This window comes from Streptomyces sp. NPDC058221, from assembly GCF_042882365.1.
Classification (GTDB): Bacteria; Actinomycetota; Actinomycetes; order Streptomycetales; family Streptomycetaceae; genus Streptomyces.
This window is the reverse complement of sequence record NZ_JBHVWF010000045.1, coordinates 21,151-32,825: the sequence shown is the minus strand read 5'-3', so window position 1 is coordinate 32,825 and position 11,675 is coordinate 21,151. Positions and strand designations below refer to the sequence as shown.

At 71.4% G+C, this 11,675-nt stretch carries 8 protein-coding genes; all 8 read left to right on the top strand.

What is annotated here, in order from left to right:
* The first annotated feature begins 83 nt into the window (after positions 1 to 83).
* The 8 genes from eccE to ACFVW8_RS16775 all read left to right on the top strand — a co-directional run bounded on the left by eccE (position 84) and on the right by ACFVW8_RS16775 (position 11,597).
* Positions 84 to 1,391 carry a type VII secretion protein EccE gene (gene eccE / locus ACFVW8_RS16810; protein ID WP_389690539.1) on the top strand — a complete coding sequence of 436 codons (1,308 nt, stop codon included), beginning with the start codon at positions 84 to 86 and terminating at the stop codon, positions 1,389 to 1,391.
* On the top strand, positions 1,391 to 2,113 hold the full coding sequence (locus ACFVW8_RS16805; protein WP_389690537.1) for a hypothetical protein: 723 nt from the start codon (positions 1,391 to 1,393) through the stop codon (positions 2,111 to 2,113). The genes eccE and ACFVW8_RS16805 overlap by 1 nt, the downstream gene beginning before the upstream one ends.
* A gap of 340 nt (positions 2,114 to 2,453) precedes the next feature.
* Positions 2,454 to 5,339 (top strand): SCO5717 family growth-regulating ATPase, encoded by a 2,886-nt coding sequence (locus tag ACFVW8_RS16800; protein WP_389690535.1) that lies wholly within the window; start codon positions 2,454 to 2,456, stop codon positions 5,337 to 5,339.
* Positions 5,340 to 5,536: 197 nt separating this feature from the next.
* Entirely contained in the window at positions 5,537 to 7,414 is a 1,878-nt protein-coding gene (locus ACFVW8_RS16795) for an ABC transporter substrate-binding protein (RefSeq protein WP_389690533.1), read from the top strand.
* 121 nt (positions 7,415 to 7,535) lie between these two features.
* Positions 7,536 to 8,621 (top strand): ABC transporter permease, encoded by a 1,086-nt coding sequence (locus tag ACFVW8_RS16790; RefSeq protein WP_389690531.1) that lies wholly within the window; start codon positions 7,536 to 7,538, stop codon positions 8,619 to 8,621.
* The gene (locus ACFVW8_RS16785) at positions 8,618 to 9,580 is read left to right on the top strand and encodes an ABC transporter permease (RefSeq protein WP_389690529.1); all 963 of its coding nucleotides are present in this window, start codon (positions 8,618 to 8,620) and stop codon (positions 9,578 to 9,580) included. The genes ACFVW8_RS16790 and ACFVW8_RS16785 overlap by 4 nt, the downstream gene beginning before the upstream one ends.
* Positions 9,577 to 10,605, top strand: a complete 1,029-nt coding sequence (locus ACFVW8_RS16780; RefSeq protein ID WP_389690527.1) for an ABC transporter ATP-binding protein — start codon at positions 9,577 to 9,579, stop codon at positions 10,603 to 10,605. The genes ACFVW8_RS16785 and ACFVW8_RS16780 overlap by 4 nt, the downstream gene beginning before the upstream one ends.
* The gene (locus tag ACFVW8_RS16775; protein WP_389690525.1) at positions 10,602 to 11,597 is read left to right on the top strand and encodes an oligopeptide/dipeptide ABC transporter ATP-binding protein; all 996 of its coding nucleotides are present in this window, start codon (positions 10,602 to 10,604) and stop codon (positions 11,595 to 11,597) included. The genes ACFVW8_RS16780 and ACFVW8_RS16775 overlap by 4 nt, the downstream gene beginning before the upstream one ends.
* The last annotated feature ends 78 nt before the right edge of the window (positions 11,598 to 11,675 follow it).

Here is an 11,675-nt window from a genome sequence, read left to right as displayed (position 1 = left end):
GGGTGATCCAACCGCCGGACCGGTAGGCGGAAGAGGCGTGGCACGGGTCGAGTTGGGCCCGGACGGACGGGGGGAGCGCCGCGATGACGGCTTCCGTGACACGGACGCCTCCGGCCGGGAACGCACTGTCTCCCGAAGCACCGCGGCCCGGCGGTCCGGCCGCCGCTCGGGGCCCTCGCGGGCCGGGCGGCGCGCGGCCGGGACCGTTCGAATCGTTCCGGTTGCAACAGCTTGTGCTGTTCGAGATCGCCGCCGCGCTGCTGCTGTGCGCCTGGGTCGTCGGTCCCCTGCTGCTGGCCCCGGCCGTGGTGGTGGCCGCGGTGCTGGTGCTGCTCGCCGTCGTACGCAGGCACCGGCGGTCGCTGCCCGCGTGGCTGCGCACGGTCCTCGCACTGCGGGCCCGTACCCGCACGGCCGCGTCGGCCGTGCCGCCTGCGGGGACCGAGCCGGGCATCGCGCCGGCGGTCGAGTGCGAACCGGGCTTGCGCACCTGCTCGTTCAGCGTCCGCGATCGGCGGCCGGTCGGCATGATCGGCGACGGTACGTATCTGACGGCCGTGCTCCGGGTCGAGGCGGACGCCACCGCCCTGCGGCCGGACCGTGGAGCGCAGCCGCTGCCGCTGGTCCTCGTCAAGGACGCCATGGACGTCGACGGCATCCGGCTGGAGTCGGCGCAGATCGTGCAGCACACCCAGCCCGCTCCCGCGCCGCACCTGCCGGAGCAGTCGGTCGCCGCACGCAACTACGCGCCCCTGCAGGCGCAGACGGGCTCCCCGGCGGTCCGTATCACCTGGATCGCGCTGAAGCTGGACCCGGAACTCTGCCCGCAGGCCGTGCGGGCACGGGGCGGCGGTCTCACCGGCGCGCAGAAGTGCCTGGTCCGCGCGGCCGACCAGCTCGCCAGCAGGCTGACGGGGGCGGGGTTCCACGCGACGGTGCTGACGGAGCAGGAGCTCCACTCGGCGGTCGCCACCTCCTCCTGCGCCGCCCCGTCGGCCATGACGCGGGCGGCCCGGTCCGGTGCGCCCGTCCGCCGCACCCGGGAGACCTCTCGGACCTGGCGGTGCGACGACCGGTGGCACACCACCTACTGGGTGCGCCGCTGGCCGCAGTTGGGCGCGGGCAGTGCGCCGATGCCGCAGCTCGTCGCGCTGCTCACGTCCGTACCGGCGCTGGCCACGACGTTCAGTCTCACGCTGGGGCGCGGCGACCGGCAGGGGATCCCGGTCACCGGGCACCTCCGGATCACCGGCCGCAGCGACGGGGAACTGATCGCGGCCCGGCACGAGTTGGAGCGCACCGCCCGCGGGGTGAGGATGTCCCTGGTGCGGCTCGACCGCGAACAGCTGCCCGGCGTGCTCGCCACCCTTCCGCTCGGAGGCACCCGCTGATGTCCGTCATCGCACGTCGCCGCGGCCGGTTCGGCTTCGGTCCGGCCGGTCCGAACCGGGCCCGGCACACGGTCCGGCCCGACGAGCTCGCCGCACTGGCCCTGCCGGTGAGCGACGACGGCGTGGTGATCGGCGTGGACGGCGAGGGGCGCCCCGCCGTGCTCGGCATCAACCGGCCCACTCCGTACGACGTCACACTGATCGGCGGGCTGTGGACGGCGCAGGTGCTCGCGCTGCGGGCGGCGGCGACGGGTGCCCGGATCGTGGTCGAGACGGGGCGGGCCCAGGCCTGGACGCACCTGGCGCAGGCCGCGGGCGCCGACCGGCCGTGCATCTCACTGCACGAGGTGGGACGGGTGCCCGCGCAGGGCCCCTGCGCCGCCTCGCCGGTCGTCGTGGTGCGGGACTGCGGCATAGGGCCACCGCGCGGCCGGGTGGTGTCCGGGCCGTGGCAGTCGGTGGTGACGCTGCTGCCGTATCTCAGCCCGACGGCACCCGGGTTGATGGATAAATCGGCACTGGTCGGCATTCAGCGGGTATCTCCGGATGAAGCCGCACAGATCGGGCGGCTCATGCATCTGCCCGCCAAGGAGACCCGGACTCTGCCCACCCTGACGGACGGGGTGACCCTCTGGTGCACACGGCGGGACCGGCATTTCGTGATGACCCGGGCGACCGACGCCGAATCGGGACTGCTGGGCAGCGCGCGGCGAATGGACTGACGAGACAGCGGAACGTGTGCGAATTGTTCAGGTTTCCCTGCGTAGATGTGCCCGTTTGACCGCTTTCCCCCTCACTCTCTGCCGCAGTCAGTTCACTTGGGGGCAGTACGTGACGTACGGGACAGCGTCCGCGGTGCCGTACGGCCTGCCGTACCGGGCCGTATGACGATTAGGGTGGGTCCGGACGCGGCAGAAGACCTGCGGGCAGGCAACGCGTCCCAGGGGGAGAGCCGGGCGGTTCGCACCAGGCCCTGTACGGGGAACCTCGGACAGGATCCGGGGGGAACGGTCGCCCCCACCCACCACGGCACAAGGGTGCTCGACCACACCAGGAGGCAAAGTGAACGGCGATCGGGACGAGATGCGCGGGGGCTGGGACAAGCCCGTCGACGAGTCGTCCGACGCGGAGCCCGCCGAGATGACGGGTGAGTTCACCATCGACTACACCCCTCCCGCCTGGTACACCCAGAACGCGTCGGGCGACTCCTCGGGCGGCGCCGGCACGCATCTGGCACCGCCCCCGCCGCCCAACGGCGCACCGCTGCCCGTGCCCGGACTGCCGGCCGACGGCGGTTTCGAGCCCAGCTGGGCCCCGGCACCGCCCGCCCCGGCCCCTGCTCCCCCGGTGGCACCGGTGCACACGGGCCTCCCCTACCCGGCGCCGGAGACGGCGGACACGAGCGGGGCGCCTGACCCGTTCGGGAGCGGCGACGTGGAGAGCGGCGCGACCATGCGGTTCTCCTCCGCCGCGCTGAAGCGGGAGATCGCGGAGCGCGAGGCGGCCGCACAGCCCGGAAACAGCAGCGCCGACACCGAGGTGCCGGCATCGGATTCCGGTGCCGACGCCGCCGTTGGTGACACGGACGACGACGCCGAGGCGGATGCGGCCGGCGCCGGTACGGCTCCGGACCCGCGCGAGGACGCCGAGCAGGACGGGACGGCCGGCGAGCTCCACGGCTCCGGTCCCGTACCCTCCGATTCGCTTCCCGACGATTCGGTTCCGGACGACTCGGTTCCCACGGATTCCGTCCCCGCCGATTCGGTGCCGCCGTCCGGCGCCGCGGAGCCGGATGCCGGTGACGACGTCTTCCCCGCCGGCTCGCCGGCGGACGAGACCCCGGCCGACGCGACAGGTGCCGCCGGCTCGGCCCCCGACAACGACGGCACCCCGCAGGCCGACGAGCCGGCCGACTCCGTACCGTCGGACGCCGCGACGGACGCGTCCCCCTACGACGCACCGCCCGTCGGCGCACCGCAGGACGCGGCACCGGCCCCCTGGACACCGGGACCGCCGCAGGGCGGACTGCCGCCTCTGCCGCCCGCCTTCCAGCCCGCAGCGCCGCAGCCGGCCGCGCCCCAGCCGGTCCCGCAGTGGCCGGGGCAGCCCCCGGCGAACGAGCCGCCGAGCGGCTACGGATTCCCGCAGCCGCCTCAGACACCGCAGACGCCGCAGCCCCAGCCGCCGCAGGCACCGCAGGCACCGCAGAGCGCTCAGTCGCCCGCGTTCCCGCCGCTGCCCCAGCCGGCTGAGCCCGCACCCGCACCGCAGCCGGGCTACGGGTTCCCCCAGCAGCCTCCGGCACCGCAGCAGGCCCGGCCGGGGGCCGCGCTCCCGGCGCAGCTGCCGCAACAGCCCGCTCCTCAGGCACCGCAGGCACCACAGAGCCCTCAGCCTCAGCCGCCGCAGACACCGCAGTGGCCCGCGCAGCAGCAGGGTGCCGCGCTGCCGCCGGCCGCGCCTCAGCCACCGCAGCAGCACCAGCAGCCGCAGAGCGGTTACGCATTCCCGCAGGGGGCCCAGCCGCAGGGCCAGGGCACTCCGAATCTGCCCGCGCAGATCAACCCGCAGCAGCACGGGCAGCCCCAGCAGCAGCTCCCGCCGCAGGGGGCGCCCGTCGACCCGCGTGCCGGAGCAGGCTGGCCGACGCCGGTCACCCATGACCAGCGCGAGCGTTCGGTTCCGGGCGCGCCGCTGGGTTACACGGCCGCTGTGGAGCTCTCCTCCGACCGGCTGGTCCGGGGCAAGCAGAAGGCCAAGAGCAGCCGCAATCCGTCCGGCGCCTCCCGTTTCAAGCTGGGCGGCAAGAAGGAGGAGGCCGAGCGGCTGCGCAAGCTGGAGCTGATCCGCACCCCGGTGCTCTCCTGCTACCGGATCGCGGTGATCAGCCTCAAGGGCGGCGTGGGCAAGACCACCACGACCACCGCACTCGGCTCCACCCTGGCCACCGAGCGGCAGGACAAGATCCTCGCCATCGACGCCAACCCGGACGCCGGCACGCTCGGCCGCCGGGTCCGCCGGGAGACCGGTGCGACCATCCGCGACCTGGTGCACGCCATCCCGCACCTCCACTCCTACATGGACATCCGGCGGTTCACCTCGCAGGCGTCCTCCGGTCTGGAGATCATCGCCAACGACGTGGACCCGGCGGTCTCGACCACGTTCAACGACGAGGACTACCGGCGCGCGATCGAGGTGCTGGGCAAGCAGTACCCGATCATCCTCACCGACTCCGGCACGGGTCTCCTGTACAGCGCGATGCGCGGGGTGCTGGACCTCGCCGACCAGCTGATCATCATCTCCACGCCGTCGGTCGACGGTGCGTCAAGTGCCTCCACCACGCTGGACTGGCTGTCGGCGCACGGCTACGCCGACCTGGTGCAGCGGTCCCTGACGGTCATCTCCGGGGTCCGCGAGACCGGCAAGATGATCAAGGTCGACGACATCGTGCAGCACTTCGAGACGCGTTGCCGCGGCGTGGTCGTCGTACCGTTCGACGAGCACCTGTCGGCCGGTGCCGAGGTGGACCTCGACATGATGCGCCCCAAGACCCGGGACGCGTACTTCCACCTCTCCGCCCTCGTCGCCGAGGACTTCGCACGCGCCCAGCAGCAGCAGGGGCTGTGGACGTCGGACGGCAGCGCCCAGCCGCCGCAGTACGCCCCGCCGATGCCCGGTCAGCAGGTGCCGGGACAACAGACGTACGCGCCTCAGCAGCCGCAGCAGCCGCAGCAGCCCTATCCCCCGCAGCCGGGACCGGGCGCCGGACAGGGCTGGCAGCAACAGCCCCCGCCGGCACAGCAGGCCGCCGACCAGGCCGGTCACCCGCAGCAGCCCCAGCACGGCGGGCAGCCAGGTCAGCCGGGACAGCCCGCGCATCCCGAACTGCAGGGCCCCGTCCCGCCCTCGGGGTGGCAGCAGCAGCCTCCGCCAGCGCCTCAGCAGTAAGGCGTCAGAGGTCTAAACCAATGAGGGTCCGCATCGTCTCCGCGATGCGGGCCCTCTGCGCATTCCCGCAGCCCACACGCCGTTTCGATGACCGTTGACGCGGCTCGACCACCGCTGATAAACCTTCGCTTCACCAGCTGGCGATCCACAGATCAACCCGCCTTCTCCGTGCGAGTCATGACGCGAGGTCCCTGACCATGGTCGAAAGAGTTCCACCACACGCCGCCCAGCCACGCTCACGTCTGCGTATCCTCCTGGCCGCAGGTGCCGCCGCCCTCGGGCTCGCAGCCGCGTCCGTCGTGCCGGGGGTCCCGCTCGGGGCCGCCGCGCCGCAGCAGGCACAGGCCGCCGACAGCGGAAAGTCGACACTGACCGTCGCGGTCGCGCAGAGCGTCGACTCCCTGAGTCCGTTCCTCGCCCAGAAGCTGCTGAGCACCAGCGTCTCCCGGCTCATGTACGACTTCCTGACGAACTACGACGTCAAGGACAACCACGCGATCCCGGGCCTGGCCACCAAGTGGCAGCCGTCCGCGGACAAGCTGACGTGGACGTACACCATTCGGTCCAACTCCAAGTGGTCCGACGGCCAGCAGGCCACCGCCGAGGACGCGGCCTGGACGTTCAACAAGATCATGACCGACGAGGCCGCAGCCCAGTCCAACGGCAGCTTCGTCACCAACTTCAAGAAGGTGACGGCTCCCAGCCCGACGAAGCTGGTCATCGAGCTCAAGGAGCCGCAGGCCACCATGGCCGCGCTCGACGTCCCGATCGTCCCCAAGCACGTCTGGGAAAAGGTCGGCGACTTCTCGAAGTTCAACAACGACACCAAGTTCCCGGTCGTGGGCAACGGGCCGTTCATCCTGACCGACTACAAGGTCGACCAGTATGTGAAGCTCAAGGCCAACAAGGACTTCTGGCGCGGTTCGCCCAAGTTCGACGAGGTGGTCTTCAAGACCTACAAGGACCAGGACGCCGCGGTCGCCGCGCTCCGCAAGGGTGAGGTCTCCTTCGTCGCCGGTTCGCCCTCGCTGACGCCCGCCCAGGCCGCCTCGCTCAAGGGCGAGAAGAACATCAAGGTCAACGACGGCCCCGGCCGCCGCTTCTTCGCGCTGGCCACCAACCCGGGCGCGCAGACCAAGGACGGCAAGAAGTTCGGCAACGGCAACAAAGCCCTGCAGGACCAGAAGGTCCGTCAGGCGCTCTTCCTGTCCATCGACCGCAAGACCATCATCGACAAGGTCTTCCAGGGCGACGCCGTCGAGGGCCAGGGCTACATCCCGCCGCGCTTCTCCGAGTACTTCTGGCAGCCGTCCGCAGGCCAGAAGCTCGGCTACGACCCCGGCAAGGCGGCCCAGCTCCTGGACCAGGCGGGCTACAAGCTCAAGGGTGACAAGCGCGTCGGCAAGGACGGCAAGCCACTCGACCTGCGCATCCTCTGTCACGCCACGGACCCGAACGACAAGGCGATCGGCAAGTACCTCAAGGAGTGGTGGGGCAAGCTCGGCATCGGCCTCAAGGTCGACTGCCTGGACGACGTCACCGTGCCCTGGTTCGCCGGTGAGTACGACCTCGCATTCGACGGCTGGTCCGTCAACCCGGACCCGGACTTCGTCCTCGGCATCCACACCTGCGCCGCCCTGCCGGTCAAGGCCAAGGAGAGCGCCGCCACGGACGACTTCATCTGCGACAAGACGTACGACGAGCTCTACAAGAAGCAGCTCGCCGAGTACGACCCGGCCAAGCGGGCGGACATCGTCAAGCAGATGCAGTCCTGGCTGTACGACTCCGGATACATGAACGTCATCGCGTACCCGAACGCGGTCGAGGCCTACCGCACCGACCAGATCAAGTCGATCTCGACCATGCCCGAGGCAGCCGGGAACATCTACGGCCAGGACGGGTACTGGAGCTGGTGGTCGGCCGAACCCGCGGGCAGCGGGGACGGCACGGACGGCGGCAGCGGATCGGGTTCCACCGGGGTCGTCATCGGCATCGTGGTTGTTGTCGTGGTCCTGGCGGGCGGCGGATTCCTCCTCATGAGGCGGCGTCGCACCACCGCGGACGACCGCGAGTAGTAGTTCCATGGACCGCGGGCAGTTTCCGCGGACGGGATGAGAGCGAGCGGCCGGCGGCGCCCGGGCAGTCAGGCGCCGCCGGCCGGTCCTCTAAGTGCAGCACGAGTAACGAGAGTTCCCTATGACAGCTGACAGCACTCCGGCGCTCGTGAAACAGGCGGATGCGGATACGGACGGTCCGGCTCCGGCCGGTCCACCGGCCGCCCGCGGTCCACGGGCGCGCAACACCAAGGCCTATCTCACCTACGTGGCCGCGAAGATCGCCGGCGCGGCCGTCTCGCTGTTCGCCGTTCTGGTCACCAGCTTCTTCCTCTTCCGGCTCATTCCCAGCGACCCGGTGAAGCAGATGACGGGCGGCCGCCGCGTCTCCGCCGAACAGCTCGAGTCGATGCGTCACCAGTTCGGCCTCGACCAGCCGATGTGGAAGCAGTTCACCTCTTACGTGGGGGACGCGCTCACCGGCGACTTCGGCACCTCGTACGTCTACCACGTGCCGGTCATGGAAAAGATCAGCGGTGCGCTGCCGGCAACGCTGCTGCTCACCGGGACGGCGTACGTCCTCTACAGCGTGCTCGGCATCTGGCTGGGCACCCGTACCGCCTGGCGCAACGGCTCCATGAGCGACCGGTTCAACACCGCGCTGGCGCTCACCCTCTACTCGGTGCCGGCGTTCTGGCTCGGCCTGCTTCTCATCGTCGTCTTCTCGGTGGGCGTCGGCCCGATCCCGGGCATCTTCCCGACGGGCGGCTTGTCGTCGGCCGACAGCGGGACGGGCATCGCGTACGCCCTCGACGTCGCCCACCACATGGTGCTTCCGGTGATCACCCTGGTCGCGGTCGGCTATGCGCAGACCCTCCTGGTGATGCGCTCATCGGTGCTCGACGAGATGGGCAGCGACTATCTGACGACGGCCCGTGCGAAGGGGCTGCGCGACGACGCGGTGCGCCGCAAGCACGCCGTGCCCAACGCGATGCTGCCGACCTTCACGCTGATGTTCGTCAACCTGGGGCACGTGGTCGCGGGCCAGATTCTGGTCGAGACCGTCTTCTCCTGGCCTGGCCTGGGCGGCCTCTTCTACTCGGGGCTCAGTGCCCCTGACCTTCCGCTGGTCCAGGCGCTGTTCTTCGTCTTCGCCACTGCGGTGATCCTGGCGAACACCCTGGCCGATGTGCTTTATCCAGTGCTCGATCCCCGGGTGGGCCGATGACGACCGAATCCATGCCGGCCTCCACCCCCGAGGCCGAGAAGCCCACGCCCGAAGGCCCCGCTGCGGCCAAGAGCCCCCGTGCGCTGGCGCGGGCCCGCAAGCGCCGTTCCATGGCCCGCTTCTGGCGCGAGTACCGCAGGCACCCGGGCGGCCTGTGGGGCCTGGCCGGGCTGATCCTGATCGGGCTGATCGCCCTGTTCGCGCCGGTCCTGGTCGGCACCGACTCGCAGAGCGTCACCTCGGCCCCCGGCGGTGCGCTGGAGTCCCCGAGCGGCGAGTTCCCGCTCGGCACCGACCAGTTCGGACGCAGCGTGCTCGCCCTGCTGGTGTGGGGCGCGCGGGTCTCGCTGACGGTGGGGCTGCTCGCCGCCTTTCTCTGCGTCGCGATCGGTACGGTCGTCGGCATCCTCGCGGGGCACTTCCGCGGCTGGTACTCGACGGTCCTGATGCGGGTCACCGACTGGTTCCTGGTGATGCCGACGCTGGTCCTGGCCATCGCGCTCGCCACGGTGATGGACCGTTCGCTGTGGACGGTCATCATCGCGATCGGCGTCACCACCTGGCCGACGACAGCCCGGCTGGTGCGGGCGCAGACGCTCGCCGTGGAGTCCCGCCCCTATATCGAGCGGGCCCGGGCGCTGGGCGGCGGGCACGGCCACATCATGACCCGGCACGTCCTGCCGAACGTGATGCCGCTGGTGCTCGCCCAGACGACGCTGGTCATTTCCAGCGCGATCCTGACCGAGGCCACCCTGGCCTTCCTCGGCCTCGGTGACCCGACCATCACCTCCTGGGGCGGCATGCTCCAGGACGCCCGCGAGGCCGGCGCGGTGAGCTCCGGCGACTGGTGGTACCTGGCACCGCCCGGAATCGCCATCGCTCTGGTGGCCCTGGCCTTCACCCTGTGCGGCCGCGCCATCGAGACCGTCCTCAATCCCAAGCTGGGGGTGGCCCGTTGAGCACGACGAGTATCCGTAAGCCGCTTCTCCAGGTACGTGATCTGACAGTGACGTACGCCGGCGGGGCCCAGGCGGTCCGCGGGGTGAACCTGGAGGTCGACGCGGGCCAGAAGCTCGGCATCGCCGGTGAGTCGGGCTGCGGGAAGTCGACGCTGGCGCTCGCGCTGCTGCGCCTGCTGCCCGCGGGCACGAAGGTCTCCGGCGAGATCCTGCTGAACGGTGAGGACGTCCTCACCATGAAGTGGGGCCAGGTCAGGGCCGTGCGCTGGGCCGGTGCCTCGATCGTCTTCCAGGGCGCGATGCACTCGCTCAACGCGGTGCACCGCATCGGGGACCAGATCGCCGAGCCGATCGTCCTGCACAGCAAGGCGTCCCAGGCCGCCGCCCGGAAACGGGCCGGCGAGCTGCTGGAGCAGGTGGGGCTGCCCGCCGCCCGGGTGGACGCCTATCCGCACGAGCTCTCCGGCGGACAGCGGCAGCGCGTGATGATCGCGATGGCGCTCGCCTGCGACCCGGGGCTGATCATCGCCGACGAGCCCACGACGGCCCTCGATGTGATGATCCAGGCCCAGATCCTGCGCCTGATCGAGGAGCTGGTCACCGAGCAGGACCTCGGGCTGATCATGATCAGCCATGACCTGGCGGTGCTCTCGGACACCTGCGACCGGCTCGCGGTGATGTACGCGGGGCGGGTCGTGGAGCAGGGGCCCGCCTCCGAGGTCTACGAGAACGCGACCCATCCGTACAGCAAGGCCCTTTCGGGTGCCTTCCCGCGCATCGGGGACCCTGCCTCCCGGTTCGCTCCGCGGGGGCTGCCGGGCGATCCGCCCGACCCGTCGGCCCTGCCGGCCGGCTGCACGTTCCATCCCCGCTGCCCGGTGGCCCTGGACTCCTGCACCACGCAGGACCAGGAGCTGCTGGACGCCGGGCCCGGGCGGCAGGCCGCCTGCGTGCTGGTGGGTCCGCAGGGGGCGGCAGACCCGGCGCTGCCGGGCGCCGAGGAAGCAAGGAGCACATCATCATGACCACGACCACGGATCTGCTCAGCGCGCAGGAGCTGCAGGTCACCTTCCCCGGCCGGCACGGCGCCGAACCGGCGCGTGCCGTCGACGGGGTCGACCTGGACATCAGGCCGGGCGAGATCGTCGCCCTGGTCGGCGAGTCCGGGTGCGGCAAGACGACGCTGGCCCGTTCACTGCTGGGCCTGGTCCCGCCGACCTCCGGGCGGATCACCTTCGGCGGCAAGCCGCTCGACTACGGGAGCCGGGCGCTGAAGGCGTACCGCAAGCGGGTCCAGCTGGTCCTCCAGGACCCCAGCGGTTCGCTGAACCCGCGGCACACCGTGTACGACGCGGTGGCCGAGGGCCTGCGGATCCACCGGTACGGCGGCGACGAGCGGGAGGCGGTCACGGACGCCCTCTCCCGGGCCGGGCTGCGGCCGCCGGAGCGGTTCTTCCTGCGCTACCCGCACGAGCTGTCGGGCGGCCAGCGCCAGCGGGTCGTGATCGCGGGCGCACTGGCCCTGGAGCCGGAACTCATCGTGGCCGACGAGCCGGTGGCCTCGCTTGACGCGTCGGTGCGCGGCGAGATCCTGGCGCTGCTGCTGCGGCTGCGGGACGAACTGGGCCTGTCCGCGCTGGTGGTCACGCACGACCTCGGTCTGGCGTGGAACATCGCGGACCGGGTGGCGGTGATGTACCTCGGCCGGATCGTGGAGACCGGTGACGTCGAACAGATCCTGACGGCTCCCCGGCATCCGTACACCCAGGCGCTGTTGTCGGTGCTGCCGGAGGCGGAGGGCGATCCGGTGGTGCTGACCGGCGAGCCGCCGGACCCGTCGAAGATCCCGTCCGGCTGCCGCTTCCATGTGCGCTGCCAGGTGCTGGCCTCGGGCGAGGCGGAGCGTGCGGGTGTCGCGGACGCGTGCCGTACGAAGGATCTGCCGGTGCTGGCGGGGGGCGGCGAGACGCAGGTGGCGTGCCACTGGGCGAACGCGGCGGCGAAGGCTCCGGCCTAGAACGCGTCGGTGCGCCGGCGGGCCGGTGCCGGGCTCCGGTCCCCCCCGCCCGCGCAAAACCCCCCCCGCGGGGTGGGT

What these genes read in the sequence shown, in the direction of transcription:
- ACFVW8_RS16795 (WP_389690533.1), top strand. Translation starts at nt 5,537, where the DNA reads ATGGTCGAAAGAGTTCCACCACACGCCGCCCAGCCACGCTCACGTCTG.
- ACFVW8_RS16805 (WP_389690537.1), top strand. Translation starts at nt 1,391, where the DNA reads ATGTCCGTCATCGCACGTCGCCGCGGCCGGTTCGGCTTCGGTCCGGCC.
- eccE (WP_389690539.1), top strand. Translation starts at nt 84, where the DNA reads ATGACGGCTTCCGTGACACGGACGCCTCCGGCCGGGAACGCACTGTCT.
- ACFVW8_RS16790 (WP_389690531.1), top strand. Translation starts at nt 7,536, where the DNA reads ATGACAGCTGACAGCACTCCGGCGCTCGTGAAACAGGCGGATGCGGAT.
- ACFVW8_RS16775 (WP_389690525.1), top strand. Translation starts at nt 10,602, where the DNA reads ATGACCACGACCACGGATCTGCTCAGCGCGCAGGAGCTGCAGGTCACC.
- ACFVW8_RS16785 (WP_389690529.1), top strand. Translation starts at nt 8,618, where the DNA reads ATGACGACCGAATCCATGCCGGCCTCCACCCCCGAGGCCGAGAAGCCC.